This window comes from Microbacterium sp. F2E, assembly GCF_020905435.1.
In the GTDB taxonomy this organism is placed as follows: domain Bacteria; phylum Actinomycetota; class Actinomycetes; order Actinomycetales; family Microbacteriaceae; genus Microbacterium; species Microbacterium lacticum.
The window spans coordinates 1-21,749 of sequence record NZ_JAJJIB010000023.1; the positions used below are offsets into that span (position 1 = coordinate 1).

Consider the following 21,749-nt stretch of genomic DNA (forward strand, 5'->3'; position numbering starts at 1 on the left):
CTCGTCCGTGTAGTTCTTCCTTGCCATCCCTCAGATTCTCGCTTCCCCAGCATCGTGCTGGAATCAGCGTGTCCAAGATCAGGGGTCAAGCCCCCCATGTGGAGGCAATGGTTGTGTGCGAGCTGGATCACCTGAGCGTTTTCCTTGCCCCGAGCGATGGCCTCCTCGAAGTGCGCGTCAAAGCTCAACTGCATTCACCCCCAATCACGCCTGCCATGCCACCAGTTCGGCGTCGATAGCTCGATAGCCTGACTCTACCGACGCCTCGGAGGTGCCCGAAGTGGGGTCAAAGATTCCATGGGGTACTCGCTGCAATACCCCGTACATTTCGCGTCCGGATGTGATCTCTGACCTCGGAAATGCCACCTGCACGGCCTAGGACCGAGACCGACCGAGGCCATCAGCCAGCGGAAGACGCCGCCAGAACCACCCTCAACGCTAACTGGATCTATGCCCCCGGTGCTCGGGACTTGATCTACGTCACCGACATCGAGCGGTCCACCGCCTTCTACACCGCCTCCGACCGATGGTGAGTCGGCTCCTCAAGGTCCGCCATCTGTTCGGATCCCCGAACCAGGTGAAACCAGCGTCAGGGCGCTTCGATACGGTGCTCGTATGAGCAGGCCCGTCAATGACCGGCAGCTGGAAGTCTTGCGGTGGATCGCTGACGGGTGCCCCCCAGGCAAGTGGCCCGAGGACGACAATGTGCACAAGATCAGTGCCTCTGCGCTCAAATCCCGTGGCCTCGCGACCGTCACCGGTCATGGCAGAACCTGGACCGCCGCGATCACCGACGCTGGCACACACTACCTTGAGCACGGCAGTTACCCGCCAAGCGACGAACCGCCCTTCGCGGTCGTCTCTGCTGGTCGTTCACGCCGCGAAAGCCCAGCGAAGCTGGAGCTGGGAGGGGCCGCGTCGGAGACGCTCATAGAAGCCAGAGTGTTGATCAAGCAACTCCAGGACCAAGGACAGCTCACCGTTTCCGATCCGGAGGAGTCTGTCCGGGCCCGTTATCGACGAGTACTGCACGCCTGTAGGGTCCACCACCTGGTGCCGGACGGACAGGAGCTACGCTTCACCGGGCGTACCTCGGGCGACATAGTGATCATGCTCAGCGACGGGTCCCCTGCAGAAGCCACCAACTGGGACCGCATTCGAACGACGGCGCGAACTGTCACGACAAACCTCGAGACGCTACGCAGCGCATTGGAGACCACGTCGATCCTGAGCTCGGTCAGCGAAACGCTTCGTCAGCGCGCCATCGAGGTCGTGCTCGGTCTCGCTGAGGAGCTGCGCGCGCACGAGCTCAGGCTCGGGGTGAACGTCAAGCTCAAGACACCGAAGCTGTTCATCCAGGTCGGCACTCGTCGCCGGAACCTGGAACTCACAGAAATCCTGGTCGAGGTGCCCCACGTGCTCACGGACGCAGAGCAGCGAGAGCTCCGGCGTTCACCGTGGAAGCAGCTTCCGAAGTTTGACAACGTGCCGTCCGGCCGGTTGCACCTCAAGATGGAACGAGACGGGTCGCACGATGTCCATCTGGGTCAGCACAGCTACCGATACGAACGCAATAGCGACAGCTGGTCCGATGAGAAGAAGAAGCCACTTGAGAGCCGCGTCCACGAAATTGCACGCGCGATCAAGAAGGGCGTGGCCGACGATGACGACGCGCTTGAACGCGAGAAGCAGCGACGCGCCGAGGCACACGAAACATATGAGCGGGAGAAGGCCGCCGAGCGACAAGCATGGGAGGCAGTACGTGAACGCGCCCGCGCGAAAGCCCTCCTCATTCAGCGAGAGATGATTTTCACGCGAGCGTTTGAGAGTTGGCAAGGAGCGCAGGAGCTACGGGATTTTGCAAGGCAACTTGAGGCCGAAGCGACCGCGAAAGGGCTGCTCGCACAGCGACCCCGGCTACGAGAGTGGCTGGAATGGGCACGCGGTCGCGCGGACGAGTTCGATCCAATTGTGAACCTCGAGCACCTCGATGACGGAGTCTTCGACGCACAGCCCTCAGCAAATGACCTGCGACCGCACATGGAGGGCTGGGATCCCTCCGCCCCGCACAAGGACTACAGCACCGGTCGCGGCTCTCAGCCGCGGCAGGCTCAGGACGAGTCGGAACCGCGGGCGTGGCACCCGGGTATGCGCGACCGACCCAGTTGGTGGCGTCGTTAGGGCTCAAGGCGGTCCTTACTCGCATTATCCCCTCAGCGCACGATTGGATCACGAAGCATGATCATCGACCAGCGTGCTTCCCGGTGCGTCCAACGACATTTCGAGCGCGCATCGCCGAGCTGAGTCGGACTCGCGCGTGAGGTAGGGCTGCGTGATGGTCGACGCCGATCCGGACGTCGGGAAGAAGCGAGGGGAAAGCGCGACGCGCCGGGGCTGAGCTTGTGTGTTCTTCGGAGCAGTCGAGAGCATGGGCCCACAGGGAGGAGCGGCAGCCATGACGATGGACGTGATGCTCAACGGCGCTGCTGTCCCGATCCCGATCCAGGTGTTCACCACGTTGCTCAACAACTCGGTCGCGGGCACGTACAAGGGCTACGAACACGCGTTGGTCAGAGGCAGAATTAACTTCACGGACCTCGTCGATCTCGCGCACAAGGGCGAGATACCGATCCCGTTGTTCTTCGCACCGTTGCCCCTTGTGCAGGCACAGGTGGAGACGAAGACGAACAAGCTCCTCGCGGGCATCGGCAAAGACACCTTCTCGCTAGGCTCGCGCGCGAAAGTCGAGCTACGCGACGTCGAGCTGATCGTGAAAGATCTCATCCGAAAGCAGCAGCTGCTTCGAAAGCACGACACGACGCTCACCCGGAACAGGATCGTTGGGCTTCTCCGGAAGTCCAGCGGCTCTGTCGATACTGACGCGGCCAACCTGATGTCGTCGATCGGGCTCACACACGAGATGTTGCGCGACTGTCGCCGCAAGACGGATGCCCTTGCGATCATTGTCGAGCGGCTGGAGGCAAACCAGGTGCTCGTATCGCAGAGCGTCCAGCACTACATGCCGCAGCGCCTCTCCCATGTGAAGTTCAGCGGGATGACGATCCGGGACTCGAAGGTACCGTTCATCTTCCTTGCCGGCGGCGATCACGGGGATCAGCAAGAGCCGGTCGGGCGAACCATCTTCACGCTCGCGCTGATGACGGTCCTCGTGGCTCGGAAGATCTTCGCCCCGATGACATGGGACGGCGGAAGCGCCGAAACCGATCTCGGCATCGAGTACGACATCGCCGGCGCGATGCTCATGCCACGCGAACAAGTCATGGAGATGCGCCCCGTCTCGCTCGAGGACATCAAACACGCCTCCGACGAGTTCAAAGTCACCGCCAGCGCCATGACCGTACGAGCGATACGACTAGGACTCATCAGCCAAGAAACCGGCACGTCGCACCTAAACGAACTCCGAACGGAGTACTTCAGCCAGCCCCAGAACAACGCCCGCAGCCCCATCCGGCCCGAGAACGCGGTACGCAAATATGGCGGGCGCGAACTCAGCAGGAGGATGCTCCGGGCACTAGATTCTTCGAGCATCTCCCCGGGCGAGTTCTGCCGCGCTGTCTGCCTGAATCACCTGCGTCCGAACCAGATCGGCGATCTCAGGAAGGCTGTCGCATGAGCTGGTTCGGGCAACGCTACGTGCTGGACACGAACGCGCTCAGCCAACTGCGACGGCACCGCCGCGAGAGCGAGTTCTTCCGCGAGCACACTGTGATCCCCAGCGAGGTGCTGCACGAAGCACAAGGGTTCCCCGACATCGACGTACTGCGCGCGAACCTCTACCCGACGACGTCCAGCGTCCTCGATTGGCTCGTGAGGATCATGGCGACCGTGCCGGTTGAGGACACGAAGCTCGTCGATCTGTACGCGAATCACGGCGGCGCCGACCCTCTCGTCGTCGCCTGCGCCCTCGATGGCAAGACACGAGACGGCCAGTTCCTGGGCGCACCCGAATGGGTCGTCGTCACCAGCGATGCCGCGGTGCGCGCCAAGGCAGAAGAGTTCAACCTCCACGTGCTCAACAGCGCTGAGTTCGCCGCCATCATCGATGCCGCCGAAGACCAGCGACCATCAGACGACCCGCTCCTCGACGGCTCCGAGAACATTGACGAGGACCAGTCCTATAGGACTTGCTCGGAATGCGGCCGCGACTGCCCGCCGGAGCCGTTCCAACACGAACAAGGCTTCAGAATCGCATTCATATGCCCCGAACACGGCGTGCACTCCGTTGTCGATCCATTCGAGGGTCGATGAAGCACGGCGGCTGTCGGGATCTGGAGCATCTTGGCGACAGCCATCCGCCGAGTAGGGCCACGACGGCCACACGATCAAGGAGTACTTGCTCCTGAGCCCCGTCTCCCCGACGACACCTTCCAAGCTCATCGCCTCTGCGCCCTGCACCGTCCAGCCGGACCGGTCCAGCGCATAGAGCATCTGACCTCGCGGGCGAAACGGGACGTGTCGAGATGAATGGGCACGCTTCTGGCGAGAGAGCGGCCCGCGATTACTGGGGTCAGAGATTCCAAGTGGTATTGCCGGCATGCGTGGCGCCCGAGACGAGCACATTGCGCCCGTCGGCCATCGCGTCGCGCAGGAGGTCCGCGGTGCCGGCCGGGAGCGAGCCCGCCGCAATCAGATCGTCGAGGCTTCGACGGGCCGTGAGGAACTTCCGGATGTTGACGGCGTAGTGCGCCCGCGTCACGTCCGGAATCACGACGTGAAGGCGCGAGCCGTCCGGCAGCGACGCATCGACGAATGGCTGGCTGAGATCGACGCGGCGGCCGGTGGCGTGCAGCATCCGCTCGACGATGTCGCGCACCGCGTCATCGCTGAGCCGCAGGGGCACCCGCTCACTGCGCCCGGCGCGGGCGGCGAAGATCGTCTGCGGGTCGTTGATCCAGATCTCCTCGACCTCCGGGTCATCGAGCAGCGGCTGGAGCGGCCCGTACCCGGCGACGCGGGCGAGCACGTCGCGCACGCAGCCCGCCTCGTCGTCGATGTAGGCGAGCCCGCGTGCGAGAGCGAAGTCGTTGTGCCGACGTACCTCGGCCTCGGCGATCTCCCGCGTGCGCCCGGGATCGCGGAGCGGATCGACCTGCTCCTCGCGCAGCCGTGCGCGCACCCGCTCCGCCACCGCGTCGGCGGCGGGCAGAGGGAGGACGCTCGCGGAGATGCTCACCCCGGCATCCTCACAAGACCCGCCGTCGCCCGCCGGAGTTATCCACAACGACCCATTGACGGTGTGGTCTGACCACAGAGAGAATGAGTGACCGTGCTGAGCATCCCCGACAGCCTCGACCTCCAGGCCGCGGCCGCCGTCCACAAGTCCGACGCGCTGCGCTCCCCGGGGCGCTTCCTCGTGTCGGGCATGCTCGCGGGCGCCTACATCGGCATCGGCGTGGTGCTCATGGTCGCCACCGCCGGCCCGCTCATCGCCGCCGGCGACGGACTGGCGAAGCTCGTCAGCGGCCTCGTGTTCGGCGTCGCGCTCACCCTCGTCGTCTTCGCGGGAGCCGATCTGCTCACGAGCGCGATGATGATCCTGCCGCAGGGCGCCCTCATGCGGGTCGTCGGTCCGTGGCGCGCGCTCGGCGTGCTCGCCGCGACACTCGTCGCCAACCTCCTCGGTGCACTCGTCTTCGCCGGGCTCATCGTCGCCTCCGGCGTGCTGCACGCCAACGCCCCGGCCGGGCAGATGCTCTCCGACATGCTCGCGGCCAAGGCATCCGAAGGTCCCGCCCAGCTGTTCGTCCGCGGCATCCTCTGCAACCTGCTCGTCTGCCTCGCCATCTGGATGTGCGCGCGCGTGCGCTCCGACGTCGCGAAGATCCTCCTGATCTTCGCCGCGATCCTCGCCTTCATCTCCTCCGGCTTCGAGCACGTCGTCGCCAACATGACGACGTACGGCATCGGCCTCTTCTCCGGCGACCCGAACGCGACTTGGGCCCTCTTCAGCACGAACCTGCTCTGGGTCGGGCTCGGCAACCTCGTCGGCGGAGCGCTCATCGTCGGCGTCGGCTACTGGGTGATCGGCGGCTCGCCGCGCGCCCCTCGCACCCCGGTCCACGGCGACGCCCACGACGCGTCCCGCACCGAGGCACTCGCCACCGCTCCGGAGACGGAATCCGCCACCGCTGCCGCCGAACCCGCCCCGATAGACTGATCACTCCCCGCGGGAGTGGTGAAATCGGCAGACACGCAGGATTTAGGTTCCTGTGCCTTCGGGCGTGTGGGTTCAAGTCCCACCTTCCGCACAGGGTGACGCAGGTTACGCTCTCACCGTCTGCGCCGGCGACACCTCTCCGCACATCGACGACCGACGGGACCCACGTGCACTCTCTGGCCCTCATCCCCTGGCTGGACCCCGAGAACATCATCAGCGCGGCCGGCCCATGGGCGCTGCTCGTGGTCTGCTTCATCGTGTTCGCCGAGACCGGACTGCTCGTCGGCTTCCTGCTGCCGGGCGACACGCTGCTGGTCATCTCGGGGCTGCTCTCGCACTCGACGGCCACCCTGCCGCACGGCGTCTTCGGCCTCAGCGTGTGGTGGGTCGCGCTGTTCATCGGTCTCGCGGCGTTCCTCGGCGGCGAGGTCGGCTACCTCATCGGGCACAAGGGCGGCCCGGCGGTGTTCGAACGCAAGGAATCCGGCCTGTTCAGCCGGAAGAACGTCGAGCGCACGAACGCGTTCTTCGAGAAGTACGGCGGCCTCACCGTGATCCTCGCCCGTTTCGTCCCGATCGTGCGTACGTTCGCCCCGGTCGCAGCCGGCGTCGGCCACATGCCGTGGCGCACGTACAGCCTGTACAACCTCATCGGCGCGATCCTGTGGGGGTTCGGACTCACGATGTTCGGCTACGTCATCGGGTTCATCCCGCCAGTCGCCTGGTTCGTGCAGAACTACATCGACCTGATCCTGCTCGCCGCCGTCGGCGGCACGGCGCTCGTCACGCTCTGGCACTACCTGTCCGAGCGCCGCAAGGTGCGCAAGGAGCGCGAGGCCGGTGTCGTCCCCGAGGCGATGGAACCCATCGACGACGACCGGCCGGCCTGATCAGGCGCTCTTCTTCGCCTTCGACTTCGCCGATTTCTTCGCCGTCGACGAGTGATCGGATGCCTTCTTCGCCGGCTTCTCGTCGGCGCCGCCGCTCTCGCCGCGCGCGGCACGGCTGCGTTCGACGCTCGCCTTGAGCGCCGCCATGAGGTCGATGACCTCTCCCCCGGCATCCGTCGGCTGCTCCTCGCCGAACGTCTCGGCGGTGTCGAGCGCGTCGCCCTTCTCGAGCTTCGCGTCGATGAGGGTGCGGAGCTCCTGCTGGTACTCGTCGACGAACTGGTCGGGGTCGAAGTCGGCGGAGAAGCTGTCGACGAGCGAGGCGGAGAGTTCGAGCTCTTTGGCCGAGATCTTCACGGGCTCGGCGAGGGAGGGGAACGCGGCCTCGCGCACCTCGTCAGCCCACAGCAGGGTCTGCAACACGAGCACGTCACCGCGCACGCGCAGGGCGGCGAGCCGGGTCTTCTGCCGCAGCGAGAACCGCACGATAGCGGTGCGCTCGGTCTGCTCGAGCGTCTGGCGCAGCAGCACATACGCCTTCGGCGAGCTCGAATCAGGTTCGAGGTAGTACGCCTTGTCGAGGGTGAGCAGGTCGATCTGGTCGCTCGGCACGAACTCGACCACCTCGATCTCGCGACTGCGCTCGGCGGGGAGCGATGCGATGTCGTCGGCGGTCAGCACGACGGTGCGCTCGCCGTCGTCGTAGGCCTTGTCGATGTCGGCGTAGGGCACGACCTCGCCGTCGAGCTCGCAGATCCGCTGGTACCGGATGCGTCCGCCGTCCGCCGCGTGCACCTGGTGGAGCGGCACGTCGTGGTCCTCGGTGGCCGAGTAGACCTTCACTGGCACGTTCACGAGCCCGAACGTGAGGGCGCCCTTCCAGATCGTTCGCATGCCCCCAGTGAACACCGCCGTCGGCGTTCGGCGCCAGGGCGGCGCTAGCCTGGCGGCATGCCCACGCGCGGTCAGCTCGTCGAGATCGACGGCCGTCGACTGCGCCTGACGAACCTCGACAAGGTGCTCTACCCGGCGACGGGCACCACCAAAGGCGAGGTGATCGACTACTACTCGCGCATCGCCCCGGCGATGCTGCCGCACCTGCGCGGACGCCCGGTGACGCGCCTGCGCTGGCCCGAGGGCACGGGCAAACCGCCGTTCTTCGCGAAAGACCTCGAAGCGGGGGCGCCCGACTGGCTCGGCCGCCACGCGATCGACCACTCCGGCGGGGCGAAGGACTACCCCCTCGTCGACGACGTCGCGGGTCTCGTCTATCTCGCCCAGGTCGCGAGCCTCGAGCTGCACACCCCGCAATGGCGCTTCGATCCGCCGCCGGGCACGGCCGGCGGGCGTGGCAGGCCCGACCGGCTCGTGCTCGACCTCGACCCAGGACCTGGTGCGGGGCTCGCCGAGTGCGCCGAGGTCGCGCGGTGGGCGCGCGAGATCCTGCAGGGCGTCGGCATGGACCCCCTGCCTGTGACGAGCGGTTCCAAAGGCATCCACCTGTACGCGGCGCTCGACGGCACGCGCACCTCCGACGACATCGCCGCGTTCGCCCGTGAGCTCGCACGCGCTCTCGAGGCCGACCACCCCGACCTCGTCGTGAGCGCGATGACGAAGGCGGTACGGCCGGGGAAGGTCTTCGTCGACTGGAGTCAGAACAGCGCCGCGAAGACGACGATCGCGCCGTACTCGCTGCGCGGGCGCGCCGAGCCCACCGTCGCCGCGCCGCGCACCTGGGCCGAGCTCGCCGCGCCCGACCTCCGCCACCTGCGCTTCGACGACGTGCTCGCCCGCGTCGCGGAGAGCGGCGACCTGCTGGCGGGGGTGGAACCGGATGCCTCGGAGGCACTCGCCCCCTACCTCGCCAAGCGCACCGCAGGTGCGACGCCGGAACCGCTCCCTGCAGCGCCGGTCGCGCGCGCCGGTGCGGACTCGGGCGGCGAGGCGCGGTTCGTCATCCAGGAGCACCATGCGCGACGGCTGCACTACGACCTGCGGCTCGAGCGCGACGGGGTGCTCGTCAGCTGGGCCGTGCCGCGGGGCATGCCGGCCGTCGGCGATCGCAACCACCTCGCGGTGATGACCGAACCGCACCCGCTCGAGTACCTCGACTTCGCGGGCACCATCCCCGCGGGCCAGTACGGCGCGGGAACGATGACGGTGTGGGATGCCGGGGTGTACCGCGCCGAGAAGTGGCGTAGCGACGAGGTCATCTTCACCGCGACCGGCCGCGCCGGCGGGCCGCTGGGCGAGGCGCGCTTCGCGCTCATCCGCACGTCGGGCGATGGCGAGAAGTCGCAGTGGCTGCTGCACCGGATGGCGCTCGGCGAGCAGGGCAAAGCGCGGCACGCGGCGTCGGAGGGCAATCCGGCCCCGGGTGCCGGTATGCGTCAGACCACGAGCAAGCGCCGCAATCCAGACGCGGCGGACGCCCCGATGCTCGCCACCCCGTCGACGCCGGCGCTGGCGAGCGCTGCTGCGAACCGGTGGGGTGAGCCGTGGGTGGAGTTCAAGTGGGACGGCATCCGCGCGATCGGCACCTGGGACGGGGAGCGCCTGACGCTCCGCGCGCGCAGCGGCACCGACATCACCGCCCGGTACCCCGAACTCACCGCGATCGACCCGGGCTTCGGCGACAGCCCCGCCGTCGTCGACGGCGAGGTGGTCGCGCTCGACGCCGCGGGGCGCCCGAGCTTCACCCGTCTGCAGAGCCGCATGCATCTGACGAAGCCGCGCGAGATCGAGCGCGAGGCATCCCGCACCCCCGTCACGCTCATGCTGTTCGACGTGCTGCGCGCCGGCGGCGACGACGTGGCCGCGCTGCCGCTGCGCGAGCGGCGCGCCGTCCTCGAGCGTCTCGCCGCGCATCCCGCGCCCGCGATCGTGCTCCCTCCCGTCGCCGACGACGTCGACGCGGCGCTCGATGCCGCCCGCGAGCTCGCCCTCGAGGGCGTCGTGGTGAAGAACCCCGCCGCGCCCTACCGGCGCGGGCAGCGCTCGGAGGACTGGCTGAAGGTGAAGCTCACCGCCACGCAGGACGTCGTCATCGGCGGCATCCGCCCGGGCCGCGGCGGGCGCACCGGGTCGATCGGATCGCTCCTCCTCGGCGTCCCCGCCGCCGACGGCCTGCACTACGTCGGCCGCGTCGGATCGGGGTTCAGCGAGCGCGAGCTCGCCCGCCTCGACGCGCTGCTGCAGCCGCTGCGCACCGACACCGACCCGTTCGTCGACGTGCCCGCGGCGGATGCCTCGGACGCGCTCTGGCTCCGCCCCGAGATCGTCGGCGAGGTGGAGTACGCCGAGTTCACCCCGGGCGGCACGCTCCGTCACGCGCGCTGGCGCGGGATCCGGCCGGAGATGACCCCGGGCGACGTCACCCCCGGCTGAGATCGCCCGGCTCAGGCCGTCGTCGTCGGCGTCGGGGTCGGAGACGGAACCGGCGCTCCGACGAAGACGCCGACGACGTCGCCGTCGAGCACGAACTGCAGCGCCGTGCCGGCGCCGAACCGGTCACGAAGCTGCTGCGGCGAATCGATGCCCACGAGAAACTCCGCCGTGGCGGGGAAGCTGCCCGCGCGGCATCCGGTGTAGATCGGTCCATTGATCGAGCCGTCGTCGCCGATCCGCTGGTCGGCGACCACGAACAAGCAGTCATCGTCGCCCTGACCGAACATCGACCACGGTGTGCGGGCGACGGTCAAGCCCTCGAACGAGAACACGCGCACGCTCTCGCCACCCGCCCACCGCTTCATCCACTCGCCGGCTTCGACCGGCTGCGTCAGCGTCTCGACCTGGCGCGCGCCGGACGCGGTGGGGACGGGCGGCATCGCCGCGAGCCCGAACACGAGACCACCCACGACGATCGCGACCGCGGCGACAGAGGCCGCCCACGCGAGGATCCAGCGGGTCGCGATCGGACGCGGCGGGCGCGGTTCCCCGTCGCGGGCGTCGCCCGTCATGTCGGCGGCGGTGTCCGCGGCCGGGTCTCCCGTCGCGTCGCCTGCCGCGGCAACCGCGGTGAGGGCCGGCGCGCTCTCGGCGGGCTCGTCGGGCTGAGCGACGGCCTCCGCCGCACCCTCCGCCCGCGCCTCGCTCGCCGCGGCGCGCGCCGCGATGGGTGCCCCTCAGTGCGCCTCGGGCTCGCGGTGGCCGGCGGGTTCGAACTGGAACGTCGAATGCTCGACGTCGAAGTGATCGGCCAGACACGACTGCAGCTGCGACAACAGCCGGACGCTGTTGCCGCCGGTGAGCACGTCGGGCGCGATGACGACGTGCGCGGTGAACACCGGCGCGCCGCGCGTGAGCTGCCACACGTGGATGTCGTGCACGTCGGCGACGCCGTCGGCGGCGAGGATGTGTTCGCGGATCGTCGCGACGTCCGTACCCTCGGGCACGCGCTCGCCGAGCACCGCGAACACCTCGCGCAGGAGAGTGATCGCGCGCGGCACGATCATGACGGCGATGAGCAGGGATGCCAGGGCGTCCGCCGGCATCCACCCGGTCACGGCGATCACGATCGCCGCGACGACGACGACGGCCGAGCCGATCAGGTCGCCCAGCACCTCGAGGTAGGCCCCGCGCACGTTGATCGAGGTGCGCTGCGCCGCCGACAGCAGCCACATCGAGATCGCGTTCGCGATGAGGCCGATCGTCGCGACGACGATCATCAGCCCGCCGGCGACCTCGACGTCGCTCGGGTGCAGTAGGCGCTGCACCGCCTCGACGGCGATCCACACGCACAGCACGATGAGGAGCACCGCGTTGATCAGCGCACCGAACACCTCGGCGCGCTGGTAGCCGTACGTGTTGCGCTCGTTCGCGGGGCGCGCGGCGACGACGCTCGCGATCAGCGCGATGACGAGCGCCGAGGCATCCGCGAACATGTGCGCCGCATCGGCGAGCAGGGCCAGCGAGCCGGTCATGACCGCCCCGACGATCTGCACGAGCATCACGACCGAGGTGAGGCTCAACGAGATCGCGAGCAGCCGATGGTTGGCCTGCCCTCTCACCCCGGAGACGTCGTGCGCGTGATCGTGCATGAGGCGAGGCTACGCCCGCGCAACGGTCGCGCGAGCCGTTTCGGGCAACTCGGGAATGATCGTGATTCTCACTTGCGGCGCGCCGCAGGTCGCCGAGCTCCGCACGGTGCTCACAGCGCTCACACGGCGACGAGCAGCGGCACGAGCGCCGCGAAGGCGCGGGCGCGGTGGGATGCCTCGTTCTTCTCCTCGGCGGAGAACTCCCCCGCGGTGCGCTGCGCTCCCCCGGGCTGGCCCTCGGGGATGAAGATCGGGTCGTAACCGAACCCGCCCTCACCGGCGCGCGCCGTCGCGAGGCGGCCCGGCCAAACCCCCTCGACGACGTGCTCGGCGCCGCCGGGCAGCACGAGCGCGATCGTCGAGACGAACTGCGCCGTGCGGTGCGGATCGGCGATGTCGAAGAGTTGATCGAGCAGCAGATCGAGGTTCGCCGCGGCATCCTTGCGGTGGCCCGCCCAGTACGCGGAGAAGACGCCGGGAGCGCCCCCCAGCACGTCGACGCAGATGCCGGAGTCGTCGGCCAGCGCGGGCAGACCGGTGTGCGCCGCGGCGGCACGGGCCTTGATCAGCGCGTTCTCGGCGAAGGTGACGCCGTCCTCGACGGGCTCGGGGCCGTCGTAGCCGACGACCTCGAGGTCAGGCCGGGTCGCGGCGACGATCGCGGCGAACTCCTGCACCTTGTGCGGGTTGTGGGTCGCCAGGACGATGCGCGTGGTCATCGGTCACCCTTCGCCGGTCGTCGAGACGGGGTCACTCGGCCAGCGCCGCGCTCTGGGCCTCGCGCAGCCGGTCGCACCCGGCGACGCCGAGCCCGAGCAGCGCGTCGAGCTCGCTCTTGTCGAACGGCGCGCCCTCGGCCGTGCCCTGCACCTCGACGAACAGGCCGCGGCCCGTGACGACGACGTTCATGTCCGTCTCGGCGCGGACGTCCTCGACGTACGCGAGGTCGAGCATCGGCTCACCGTCGATGATGCCGACCGACACCGCCGAGACCGAGTCGATGAGCGGCTTCGCGTTCTTCGAGACGAGGCCCTTCGCGCGGCCCCATTCGATCGCGTCGGCGAGGGCGACGTAGGCTCCGGTGATCGCGGCCGTGCGCGTGCCGCCGTCGGCCTGCAGCACGTCGCAGTCGATGACGATCGTGTTCTCGCCGAGCGCCTTCGTGTCGACGACCGCCCGGAGCGCGCGGCCGATGAGGCGCGAGATCTCGTGCGTGCGGCCGCCAACCTTGCCCTTGATCGACTCGCGGTCGTTGCGGCTGTTGGTGGCGCGCGGCAGCATCGCGTACTCGGCGGTCACCCAGCCCTTGCCCTTGCCGGTGAGCCAGCGCGGCACACCACCGGTGAACGAGGCGGTGCAGAGCACCTTCGTGCCGCCGAACGAGATCAGCGCCGACCCTTCGGCATGCGCGCTCCACCCCCGCTCGATCGTCACGGGGCGCAGCTGGTCGACGGCGCGGCCGTCGGCACGGGTGGTGGGCTCGGTCATGGTGTTCCCTTCGGAAGGTCGATGGCACCGGTCTGCACGAGGCGCACGGCGGACACGCCGCGGCCCATCAGCCGGTCGGCGAGACGGAGGAAGTCGTCGGCGGAGTCGCCGGTCGCCTCGTAGGTGTGTGACGCCGTGGCATCCGGCCCGGCGAGCAGCCCCCGGGAGACGAGCTGGCGGTAGACGTCTTTGGCGGTCTCGGTGTCGCTCGAGACGAGCGAGACATCCTCGCCCATCACGTAGCTGATCGCGCCCTCGAGGAACGGATAGTGCGTGCACCCGAGCACGAGCGTGTCGACGCCCGCGTCGCGCAGGGGCGCCAGATACTCCTCGGCGACGCGCAGCACCTCGGGCGAGTCGGTGATGCCCGCCTCGACGAACTCGACGAACCGCGGGCACGCCTGCGCGAAGACGTCGAGGGTCGCGTCGACGCCGAGCATGTCCTGGTAGACGCCCGATCCGATCGTGCCCTGCGTGCCGATCACGCCGATCCGCCGGTTGCGGGTCGTCGAGACGGCGGTGCGCACGGCCGGGCCGATCACCTCGACGACGGGCACGTCGTAGCGTTCGCGCGCGTCGCGCAGCATGGCGGCGGATGCCGTGTTGCAGGCGATCACGAGCATCTTTACGCCCTCGTCGACGAGCGTGTCGAGCACTTCGAGGCTGTACCGGCGAACGTCGGCGATAGGTTTGGGTCCGTACGGGGAGTGCGCCGTGTCGCCGATGTAGACGATCGATTCGCGAGGCAGCAGCTGAGAGACCGCCCGGGCCACCGTGAGCCCGCCGACCCCGGAGTCGAAGATCCCGATCGGCGCGTCCGTCACGATCGTCCAGCCTACTCGGCCGTCGATAGAGTGACGGCATGTCCACGGCACTGCTGACCGACCGGTACGAGCTGACGATGATCGATGCGGCGCTGCGCGACGGCACCGCCGCACGCCCCTGCGTGTTCGAGCTGTTCGCGCGCCGCCTGCCCGGAGCCCGCCGGTTCGGCGTCGTCGCCGGCACCGGCCGGCTGCTGCAGGAGCTGCGCGAGTTCCGCTTCGGCGACGACGAGCTGCGCTACCTGCGCGACCACGCGGTCGTCAGCGCCGAGACGCTCGCCTTCCTCGAGGGATATCGATTCTCGGGCACCATCCGCGGGTACCGGGAGGGCGAGCTGTACTTCCCCGGCTCCCCGATCCTCACGATCGAGGGCACCTTCGCCGAGGCGGTCGTGCTCGAGACGCTCGCCCTCAGCATCCTCAACCACGACTCGGCCGTCGCGACCGCCGCGGCGCGGATGAGCATCGCCGCCGGAGACCGGCCCCTCGCCGAGATGGGGTCGCGCCGCGCCGGGGAGCGCTCGGCGGTCGCCGCAGCCCGCGCCGCCTATATCGCCGGCTTCGGTGCGACGAGCAACCTCGAGGCGGGGCGCACCTGGGGCATCCCCACGATGGGCACCGCCGCGCACTCGTTCACGCTCCTGCACGAGACCGAGGAGCAGGCGTTCCGCAGCCAGATCGACGCGCTCGGGGTCGACACCACCCTCCTCATCGACACGTACGACATCCACGAGGGCGTCGCGACCGCGATCCGGGTCGCGGGGCCGGAGCTCGGCGGTGTCCGGATCGACTCCGGCGACCTTCCGACCGTCGCCGCCGCCGTGCGCACGCAGCTCGACGAGCTCGGCGCGACCGGCACGAAGATCACGGTCACGAGCGATCTCGACGAGTTCGCGATCGCCGCCCTCGCCGCCTCGCCCGTCGACTCGTACGGCGTCGGCACCTCGGTCGTGACCGGTTCGGGGGCGCCGACGGCGGGCATGGTCTACAAGCTCGTCGCCCGTCAGGACAGCGCCGGCGGATGGGTGGCGGTGGCCAAGGCATCCGCCGACAAGGGCTCGATGGGCGGGCGCAAGGCAGCATTCCGCACCCTCGCGCGCGGCACGGCGACGAGTGAGCTGATCGTCGTCTCCGACAGCTTCGAACAGGTCGAGACTGCGGCGGAACACCCCGACGCGCGGGCGCTGCAGGTGACGCTCGTCGACCACGGCGAGACGGATGCCTCCTACGAGGGCGTCGGCGGCGTCGCTCAGGCGCGCGAGCACCACGCGTTCGTGCGCGAGGAACTGCCGATCACGGGGCTCGCGCTCAGCCGCTCCGACCCGGCGCTGCCGACGGTCTACGAAGACGCGTGAGGCGGCGTCCGGTTCACACGGGCGCGTCGGCGCTCAGCGCATCAGCGATTCGTAGATCTCTTTGCAGGTCGGGCACACCGGGAACTTCTCCGGGTCGCGACCGGGCGTCCACTTCTTGCCGCACAGCGCGCGCACCGGCTTGCCGGTGATCGCCGACTCGAGGATCTTGTCCTTCTTGACGTAGTGCGAGAAGCGCTCGTGGTCGCCGGGCTCGATGTTCTCTTCGCGCAGCAGCTCTTCGAGCTCACGATCGAGCGTCAGCGTGCCGCCCTGCTCGGGACCACCGGGTGCGTCGAGAGTGCTCATGGCAGACGAGTCTAGCCGCGGCTCGGGACACCCGGGCGGGTCAGGTCGACTCGGCGAACTCCATCAGCCGACCGCCGCGACGCTCGAACACGGCTCCCCCGGCGACCACTCCGATGATCAGCACGACGAGTCCGATCGCCAGGCCCGCCCACAGCGCCGGCCACGTCTCGTCGACGTCGACGGCCACGGCGCGCCAGCCCCACCAGAGCGCCGGCACGCTCAGCACCAGCGCCCCGACCAGTACGACGCCCTGTGAGAGGCCGCCGTGGGTGCGCTGCGGCTGCTGGAACGGGCTGTCGCCCGGGCGCGAGACGGCGTAGGGCGAGACGACCGACGCGAGGGACGACAGTCCGAGCCCGCTGAGGAACAGGCTCGCGCACACGCCCGCCATCGCCGGCAGGATCGCCCACCGGCCGTGCAGCGAGACCGTCAGCGGGACGACGACGGCGAGCGAGGCGAGACCGACCAGGAGCACGGGCACGAGCCGCCCGATGCGGTCAGATGCCCCGCGCACGGCGCTCGCCACGTGCATCCACAGCGCCGTCGAGTCGTACCCGAGATCGTTGTGGGCGATCCAGCCGAAGAAGAGGGCCATGAGCGGCGCGGGGATGAGCGCGACGTACGCCGGCGGAACCCCGACGATCAGAAGCGGCACGATGACGACGACCGCGACGACCGGCACGATCGCGAGGTTGACGATGTAGCGGGGGTCCCGGAGCCAGTAGATGAGGCTCCGCGCCGCGATGCCCCCGGCCGGGGTGCTGGGCGTCAGGGCGAACCACCCGAGCCCGCCGCGCTCGCGGGCGACGGCGGGGCGTTCGGCGGTCGTCAGCAGCCGGTGCACGAGCCAGACCCAGAGGGCACCGAGCGCCAGCACGGTGGCGATCGCCACCAGCAGCGGCCCGGTGAGCGACCCGCTGAGCGAGGCGGCAGGGATCGCCCACGCCGCGCCGAGCGGCGTGACGGAGAGGACCTCCACCGCTTCGCGGAGTGCCGAGGGCACCTGGCCGTTCCATTCCAGCGAGACGAAGAACAGCGCCGTGGGGATCACGACGACGAGCACCGCGACGAGGAACACGCCCGCGAGCTCCCGCGGCCGTCGCCCGGGCAGCACGAGGCCGGCGAAGGCGAGTGCGACCTTCGCGGTGAGCGCGCAGGTGAGCGCGCCGAGCACGGCGGCGACGATCGTGAGAGCGACGGATGCCCCAAGCCCCACCCACAGGCGGCCGACGGCCACGGCGACGACGATGAGGGCGAGCACCGGCAGGCTGAGGATGCCGGCGGCGAAAGTCGAACCGGCGACCGAGAGCGGGGAGAGCCCGAACACCGCGAACCGGCGCGGGTCGAGCTGATCGTCGATGCCGCCCATGAACGCGGCGGCGAAGACCCCGAGCGTGAGAGCGGAGCCCGCGACGATCGTGACCGCCGCGGCGACGTCGACGCCCGCGGTCTGCAGGCGCAGCGTCCCGATGACGACCCCGGCGACCACGACGATCAGGGCGAGGAGGGCGAGGAGCACCCGCGTCACGTGGCGCGCATCGCCGCGGAGCGCACCGAGGAGCAGGTCGAGCCTCAGTCGGAGAAGGTGTGCAGCCACTCCAGCCCCTCCACGTCGCCGATGCCGCCGGCCAGTTCGATGAAGCGCTGTTCGAGGGTCAGGTCACCGCGCACCTCGTCGACGGCGCCCTGGGCGAGCACCTGACCCGCGACGATCACGGCGACGCCGCTGCAGACGCGTTCGACGAGCTCCATCCCGTGGCTGGAGAGGACGACGGTGCCCCCGTGGTCGACGTACGCCGCGAGGATGTCGAGGATCACGGCCGACGAGACGGGGTCGACCGACTCGAACGGCTCGTCGAGCACGAGCACTCGTGGCGAGTGGATCATGGCGCCCGCGAGCATGATCTTCTTCGTCATGCCGGTGGAGTAGTCGGAGACCGAGCGGCCGAGCGCGTCGGTGAGATCGAACGCCCGGGCGAGGTCGGCGGTGCGCGATTCGACGACCGACGAACGCAGCCCGCGCAGCACCCCGTAGTAGTGCAGCAGCTGTCGCCCGGTGAGTCGGTCGAAGGTGCGCAGGCGATCGGGCAGGATGCCCATCTGTCGCTTCGCCTTCGTGGACGCACCGGCCAGATCGATCCCGGCGACCTCGATCGTCCCCTCGTCGGGGCGGAGGAGGCCGGCGATCATCGACAGGGTCGTGGTCTTCCCGGCGCCGTTCGGACCGACGATGCCGTAGAACGTGCCGACCGGCACGGTGAGGTCGATCCCATCGACGGCGCGCGTCTGACCGAAGCTCTTCGTCACGCCGCGCAGGCGCAGCGCCGCGCCCGCCGCACCGGCATCCGCGTCGATCGTCGCAGCATCGGCGAGAGCGGCGACGGCCTCGCGCGCGTCGGTGCGCGCAGCGTCGTCCAGAGCATCGTCGTCGTGGGTCTCGTCGAGCGCGTCGTCCAGCGCCTCGTCGAGTTCGAGCTGGGAGAGCAGCGCGGGAACGGCGTCGTTGGATGCCTCGGGCTCGACTGCGGGCTCGGGCGTGTCTGTCTCGGGCTCGGGCGTCTCCGCATCGGCCGCCGCGTCGACCTCTTCGACGGCCGGCGTCTCCTCCTCGACCACCGCGAGTTCCTCGACGACCGGCTCCTCCACGGTGGCCGTCTCCGCGAAGCGCGCCGCGGCGACGGCCGCAGGCACCGCGGGCGGGGGCGGCGGGGGCGGGCCGGGATCGACCGGCGTGGTCGTCTTCCGGGGGGTGCGGCCGGTCTTCTTCGGAGCGACCTTCGTGCGCGGCGTGGTGCGGGAGGCGGGTCGCGGCTTCGGCCGAGGCAGCGCCGTCGGCGGCGCTTCCGCCGCGGCATCCGCCGCACTCAATCGGGGCAGTGGCGGGGTCGCAGATCCCCGCGCGCCGGCGTCATCGTCGGGCAGCGGCAGGGAGGCGGGCACCCGTCCAACCTAGCAAGCGTGCCTCTCGGGCGCCGGGGGTATTCCACAGCGTGACGAGGCTCGCTATTGTCACGAAATGGCAACGGACCGGCCACTTCCTGCGCCCTCCCAGGGGGTTTCGCTACCATGTTCAGCGGCACGAAGGAGTGTCCAGCTGTCAAACGGACAGTGAACAGATCCTCCAGGAGTACCCCCTTGACTCTTCAGACCGTCATTCTTGCGGCCGGCATGGGCTCGCGTCTCGGACGCAGCCTGCCCAAGCCGCTCACCGAGCTCAACGACGGGCGCACCATCATGCGTCAGCAGCACGACAACATCCGTGCCGCCTTCGGCGACGAGGCCCGCATCACCGCGGTCGTCGGATATCGCGCCGAGACCATCATCGACGCCTTCCCGCACGCCGACTACGTGCACAACGAGCGCTACGACCAGACGAACACCTCCAAGAGCCTGCTGCGCGCCCTCAAGGCGACCGGGCGCGGCGGTGTGCTCTGGATGAACGGCGACGTCGTCTTCGACCCCCGCGTGCTCGGCCGCGCGATCGAGTACATCGAGCGCGACCAGTCCTTCGTCACGGTCAACACCGCGAAGGTCAGCGACGAAGAGGTCAAGTACACCGTCACCGCCGAGGGCTACATCAAGGAGCTCTCGAAGACCGTCGTGGGCGGCATCGGCGAGGCCGTCGGCATCAACTACATCTCCAGCCGCGACAAGCGCGCCCTCATCGCGCAGCTCGGGCGTGTCGATGACCAGGACTACTTCGAGCGCGGTCTCGAACTGGCCATCGCCGAGAACGGCCTGCTGCTCGAGCCGCTCGACATCTCCGACCTGTACGCCGTCGAGATCGACTTCGCCGAAGACCTCGAGCGCGCCAACCAGTTCATCTGAGCCCAGGTGCATCTGAGCGCCGCCGCTGGCCGTCACGACGCACAGCGGCCGCTCAGGGGGCATCCATAGGATCGGCGGCGTCATGGCAAAGGTCCACCGCATCCACTCGATGACCGACGACGCGCCCTGGGCGGGCGGTCTGCCGCCGCAGGGTTCGCCCGAGCATCCGCGTACGATCCGGGCGCTCGACGGCGTGCTGCGTGTGCAGCGGCCGGCGGTCGTGGCGCACATGCGCAGCATCCGGCTTCGCCACCCCGACGCCTCGACGGCGGAGATCGTGTGGATGCTCGAGCGCCGCTACCTCGCCGCCGTCACCACCGGGGGCGCCGCCGTGGGCGCGACCGCCGTGGTGCCGGGGATCGGCACGGGCGTCACGCTCGCGCTGTCGGGCGTCGAGACGGTCGTCTTCTTGGATGCCACGGCACTGTTCGCGCAGTCGCTGGCCGAGCTCCACGGCATTCCGGTCGAAGACCCCGACCGTGCGCGCGCGCTCGTGCTCACCCTGATGCTCGGCCAGGAGGGCGTCGACCTCGTGGCCCAGCTCACCCGACAGGCCACCGGCCGCGGCGGCACGCGCACCGCCTACTGGGGAGAGCTCGTCACCAAGTCGCTCCCCCGCGCCGCGATGGGACCGCTCGTCGACCGCCTGAAGAGCGCGTTCATCCACCAGTTCGCCGCGAAGGGCAGCGCGTCGGTGATCGGCAAGGCGCTGCCGTTCGGCATCGGCGCCGCCGTGGGCGGCGCGGGCAATCACCTACTCGGACGGCGCGTCATCGTCGGCTCCCGACGCGCGTTCGGGGTTCCGCCGCAGGAGTATCCGGCCGACCTCGAGCCGCGCCCCGGAGCGTCGCGGTTGGAGGCCTCCGCGATGGGCACCGCCCGCCGCGCCGGCACGGCGATCGGTACGGGCAGCCGCCGCATGGCGGGAGCCGTCGGGTCGGCGGTGGGGTCGACGCTGAACGGAGCGGCCGGGGCCGTCGCGGCTGCGAACCCTGCGCGACGCCGCCGCTCTCGCGACGAGCTCGTCGAGAACGTCGAGAACGTCGAGGATGTCGAGGGCGACGCTTCGGCGGAGGGCGACGACCCGCGGGACTGAACCGCCGTCGCCTCCTCCCCATCCGGGCCCGCGCACGAGTTCTCCACAGAACCGGTCTCGGGCGGGTCATCGTGTCGCCGGAGCGTCGGTGCCCGCCTCTAGCGTCACCGGCATGCTGCGCAGCCTCGACCCGTCCCGCTCCCGGCCCTACCGCGCGCCGTGGACGGTCGACCGCCGCGACGACCGGCACACGCTCGTCCGCAACGACGGGCACGAGCCCGCCGATTTCGTGCGCGCCTTCCTTGTCGACGGCAGCGGCGCGCATTGGGGTCAGGTGCTCCCCGGCGAAGAGGTGGTCGTGTGTCTCCCGGGGGTGCGCGGTCAGAGCTCGCGCGTGATGCTCGCCTGGTATCGCTGGCGCACCGACGATGAGTACTGCTGGGCGTTCGTTCCGTGAGCGCGCCGGCACCGCCTGACCCTTCGCGAAGGTGGGAGGCGCACAATGGGGTCATGGGAATCTTCCAGAGCCGACCCGAGGAGCCGACCGAGTGGGCGGGTCTTCCCGCCGACCCCTGGGAGCCGCGCGTTCCCGGTGAGCTGCTCGGCGATGCGTCGACCGACCCCGCCGCCGTCGGCGACGTCGCGGCCCTCGGCGTTCCCGGCGTGACGGGGATCGTCATCTCGGTGCCGATCATGGCAGAACCCGAGGCGGCGGATGCGGGAGCGGCGGAGCCCGGCGAAGCGAGTGGCGACAGCGTCGACGGCTAGCGTCCGCGGCGCGGCACAGCAGTTCGGGTCCGCGGTG

21 protein-coding genes and 1 tRNA gene are annotated in these 21,749 nt (G+C 69.6%); 12 read left to right on the plus strand and 10 right to left on the minus strand.

Annotation, left to right across the window (positions count from 1 at the left end; genetic code table 11):
• The first annotated feature begins 615 nt into the window (after positions 1–615).
• From LOK55_RS13095 to LOK55_RS13105, 3 genes are all read left to right on the plus strand, one after another.
• On the plus strand, positions 616–2,181 hold the full coding sequence (locus LOK55_RS13095; RefSeq protein ID WP_229935717.1) for a hypothetical protein: 1,566 nt from the start codon (positions 616–618) through the stop codon (positions 2,179–2,181).
• Between the two features lie 274 nt (positions 2,182–2,455).
• Positions 2,456–3,634, plus strand: a complete 1,179-nt coding sequence (locus LOK55_RS13100) for an ImmA/IrrE family metallo-endopeptidase (RefSeq protein WP_229935718.1) — start codon at positions 2,456–2,458, stop codon at positions 3,632–3,634.
• Complete coding sequence (locus tag LOK55_RS13105; RefSeq protein ID WP_229935719.1) at positions 3,631–4,269, plus strand: hypothetical protein; 639 nt, start codon at positions 3,631–3,633, stop codon at positions 4,267–4,269. The genes LOK55_RS13100 and LOK55_RS13105 overlap by 4 nt, the downstream gene beginning before the upstream one ends.
• Positions 4,270–4,528: 259 nt before the next feature.
• Here the strand turns inward: LOK55_RS13105 and LOK55_RS13110 are convergent, their stop codons facing one another.
• Positions 4,529–5,194 carry an ATPase, T2SS/T4P/T4SS family gene (locus tag LOK55_RS13110; RefSeq protein WP_229935720.1) on the minus strand — a complete coding sequence of 222 codons (666 nt, stop codon included), beginning with the start codon at positions 5,192–5,194 and terminating at the stop codon, positions 4,529–4,531.
• Between the two features lie 93 nt (positions 5,195–5,287).
• Between LOK55_RS13110 and LOK55_RS13115 the strand changes: the two genes are divergently transcribed.
• The 3 genes from LOK55_RS13115 (at position 5,288) to LOK55_RS13125 (ending at position 7,068) form a co-directional block, all read left to right on the plus strand.
• Positions 5,288–6,178: a formate/nitrite transporter family protein gene (locus LOK55_RS13115; RefSeq protein WP_229935721.1), complete on the plus strand. Its 891-nt coding sequence runs from the start codon at positions 5,288–5,290 to the stop codon at positions 6,176–6,178.
• A gap of 9 nt (positions 6,179–6,187) precedes the next feature.
• Positions 6,188–6,269, plus strand: a tRNA-Leu gene (locus LOK55_RS13120).
• Between the two features lie 76 nt (positions 6,270–6,345).
• On the plus strand, positions 6,346–7,068 hold the full coding sequence (locus LOK55_RS13125) for a DedA family protein (RefSeq protein ID WP_229935722.1): 723 nt from the start codon (positions 6,346–6,348) through the stop codon (positions 7,066–7,068).
• Here LOK55_RS13125 and LOK55_RS13130 read toward each other — a convergent pair whose 3' ends face one another.
• Positions 7,069–7,962, minus strand: a complete 894-nt coding sequence (locus LOK55_RS13130; RefSeq protein WP_229935723.1) for a Ku protein — start codon at positions 7,960–7,962, stop codon at positions 7,069–7,071.
• A 57-nt stretch (positions 7,963–8,019) separates the two neighbouring features.
• Here LOK55_RS13130 and LOK55_RS13135 point away from each other — a divergent pair, with 57 nt between their 5' ends.
• Positions 8,020–10,455, plus strand: a complete 2,436-nt coding sequence (locus LOK55_RS13135) for an ATP-dependent DNA ligase (protein WP_229935724.1) — start codon at positions 8,020–8,022, stop codon at positions 10,453–10,455.
• Positions 10,456–10,466: 11 nt separating this feature from the next.
• Here LOK55_RS13135 and LOK55_RS13140 read toward each other — a convergent pair whose 3' ends face one another.
• The 5 genes from LOK55_RS13140 to murI form a co-directional block, all read right to left on the minus strand.
• On the minus strand, positions 10,467–11,027 hold the full coding sequence (locus LOK55_RS13140) for a spermidine/putrescine ABC transporter permease (protein WP_229935725.1): 561 nt from the start codon (positions 11,025–11,027) through the stop codon (positions 10,467–10,469).
• Between the two features lie 165 nt (positions 11,028–11,192).
• The gene (locus tag LOK55_RS13145; RefSeq protein ID WP_229935726.1) at positions 11,193–12,107 is read right to left on the minus strand and encodes a cation diffusion facilitator family transporter; all 915 of its coding nucleotides are present in this window, start codon (positions 12,105–12,107) and stop codon (positions 11,193–11,195) included.
• 119 nt (positions 12,108–12,226) lie between these two features.
• Positions 12,227–12,826, minus strand: coding sequence for an RdgB/HAM1 family non-canonical purine NTP pyrophosphatase (gene rdgB / locus LOK55_RS13150; RefSeq protein ID WP_141379253.1), 600 nt, complete (start codon positions 12,824–12,826; stop codon positions 12,227–12,229).
• Between the two features lie 31 nt (positions 12,827–12,857).
• Positions 12,858–13,595, minus strand: a complete 738-nt coding sequence (rph, locus tag LOK55_RS13155) for a ribonuclease PH (RefSeq protein WP_141379251.1) — start codon at positions 13,593–13,595, stop codon at positions 12,858–12,860.
• Positions 13,592–14,419, minus strand: a complete 828-nt coding sequence (murI, locus tag LOK55_RS13160) for a glutamate racemase (protein WP_229935727.1) — start codon at positions 14,417–14,419, stop codon at positions 13,592–13,594. The genes rph and murI overlap by 4 nt, the downstream gene beginning before the upstream one ends.
• A gap of 38 nt (positions 14,420–14,457) precedes the next feature.
• Here murI and LOK55_RS13165 point away from each other — a divergent pair, with 38 nt between their 5' ends.
• Positions 14,458–15,774 carry a nicotinate phosphoribosyltransferase gene (locus tag LOK55_RS13165; protein ID WP_229935728.1) on the plus strand — a complete coding sequence of 439 codons (1,317 nt, stop codon included), beginning with the start codon at positions 14,458–14,460 and terminating at the stop codon, positions 15,772–15,774.
• Between the two features lie 33 nt (positions 15,775–15,807).
• On the opposite strand, the gene LOK55_RS13170 is transcribed toward LOK55_RS13165, so the two are convergent.
• From LOK55_RS13170 to LOK55_RS13180, 3 genes are read right to left on the minus strand one after another with little or no spacing between them, the layout of a single operon-like run.
• Positions 15,808–16,080: a DUF3039 domain-containing protein gene (locus tag LOK55_RS13170; RefSeq protein WP_141379245.1), complete on the minus strand. Its 273-nt coding sequence runs from the start codon at positions 16,078–16,080 to the stop codon at positions 15,808–15,810.
• Positions 16,081–16,120: 40 nt separating this feature from the next.
• Positions 16,121–17,677 carry a hypothetical protein gene (locus LOK55_RS13175; RefSeq protein WP_229935729.1) on the minus strand — a complete coding sequence of 519 codons (1,557 nt, stop codon included), beginning with the start codon at positions 17,675–17,677 and terminating at the stop codon, positions 16,121–16,123.
• Positions 17,653–19,020 (minus strand): ABC transporter ATP-binding protein, encoded by a 1,368-nt coding sequence (locus LOK55_RS13180; RefSeq protein ID WP_229935730.1) that lies wholly within the window; start codon positions 19,018–19,020, stop codon positions 17,653–17,655. The genes LOK55_RS13175 and LOK55_RS13180 overlap by 25 nt, the downstream gene beginning before the upstream one ends.
• A gap of 195 nt (positions 19,021–19,215) precedes the next feature.
• Between LOK55_RS13180 and LOK55_RS13185 the strand changes: the two genes are divergently transcribed.
• The 4 genes from LOK55_RS13185 (at position 19,216) to LOK55_RS13200 (ending at position 21,712) form a co-directional block, all read left to right on the plus strand.
• Complete coding sequence (locus LOK55_RS13185; protein ID WP_196324216.1) at positions 19,216–19,908, plus strand: NTP transferase domain-containing protein; 693 nt, start codon at positions 19,216–19,218, stop codon at positions 19,906–19,908.
• An 82-nt stretch (positions 19,909–19,990) separates the two neighbouring features.
• Positions 19,991–21,004, plus strand: a complete 1,014-nt coding sequence (locus LOK55_RS13190; protein WP_229935731.1) for a hypothetical protein — start codon at positions 19,991–19,993, stop codon at positions 21,002–21,004.
• Positions 21,005–21,116: 112 nt separating this feature from the next.
• A complete protein-coding gene (locus tag LOK55_RS13195; protein ID WP_196324215.1) occupies positions 21,117–21,401 on the plus strand; it encodes a hypothetical protein in 285 nt (94 codons plus the stop codon).
• Positions 21,402–21,454: 53 nt separating this feature from the next.
• Positions 21,455–21,712 (plus strand): hypothetical protein, encoded by a 258-nt coding sequence (locus tag LOK55_RS13200; RefSeq protein WP_141379237.1) that lies wholly within the window; start codon positions 21,455–21,457, stop codon positions 21,710–21,712.
• The last annotated feature ends 37 nt before the right edge of the window (positions 21,713–21,749 follow it).

Bases quoted from the DNA above. Each gene is read 5' to 3' on its own strand.
- LOK55_RS13170 (WP_141379245.1), bottom strand. From the start codon at position 16,080: ATGAGCACTCTCGACGCACCCGGTGGTCCCGAGCAGGGCGGCACGCTG.
- LOK55_RS13130 (WP_229935723.1), bottom strand. From the start codon at position 7,962: ATGCGAACGATCTGGAAGGGCGCCCTCACGTTCGGGCTCGTGAACGTG.
- LOK55_RS13190 (WP_229935731.1), top strand. From the start codon at position 19,991: ATGGCAAAGGTCCACCGCATCCACTCGATGACCGACGACGCGCCCTGG.
- LOK55_RS13095 (WP_229935717.1), top strand. From the start codon at position 616: ATGAGCAGGCCCGTCAATGACCGGCAGCTGGAAGTCTTGCGGTGGATC.
- LOK55_RS13105 (WP_229935719.1), top strand. From the start codon at position 3,631: ATGAGCTGGTTCGGGCAACGCTACGTGCTGGACACGAACGCGCTCAGC.
- LOK55_RS13135 (WP_229935724.1), top strand. From the start codon at position 8,020: ATGCCCACGCGCGGTCAGCTCGTCGAGATCGACGGCCGTCGACTGCGC.
- LOK55_RS13165 (WP_229935728.1), top strand. From the start codon at position 14,458: ATGTCCACGGCACTGCTGACCGACCGGTACGAGCTGACGATGATCGAT.
- LOK55_RS13195 (WP_196324215.1), top strand. From the start codon at position 21,117: ATGCTGCGCAGCCTCGACCCGTCCCGCTCCCGGCCCTACCGCGCGCCG.
- rph (WP_141379251.1), bottom strand. From the start codon at position 13,595: ATGACCGAGCCCACCACCCGTGCCGACGGCCGCGCCGTCGACCAGCTG.
- LOK55_RS13140 (WP_229935725.1), bottom strand. From the start codon at position 11,027: ATGACGGGCGACGCCCGCGACGGGGAACCGCGCCCGCCGCGTCCGATC.
- LOK55_RS13145 (WP_229935726.1), bottom strand. From the start codon at position 12,107: ATGCACGATCACGCGCACGACGTCTCCGGGGTGAGAGGGCAGGCCAAC.
- LOK55_RS13200 (WP_141379237.1), top strand. From the start codon at position 21,455: ATGGGAATCTTCCAGAGCCGACCCGAGGAGCCGACCGAGTGGGCGGGT.
- LOK55_RS13100 (WP_229935718.1), top strand. From the start codon at position 2,456: ATGACGATGGACGTGATGCTCAACGGCGCTGCTGTCCCGATCCCGATC.
- rdgB (WP_141379253.1), bottom strand. From the start codon at position 12,826: ATGACCACGCGCATCGTCCTGGCGACCCACAACCCGCACAAGGTGCAG.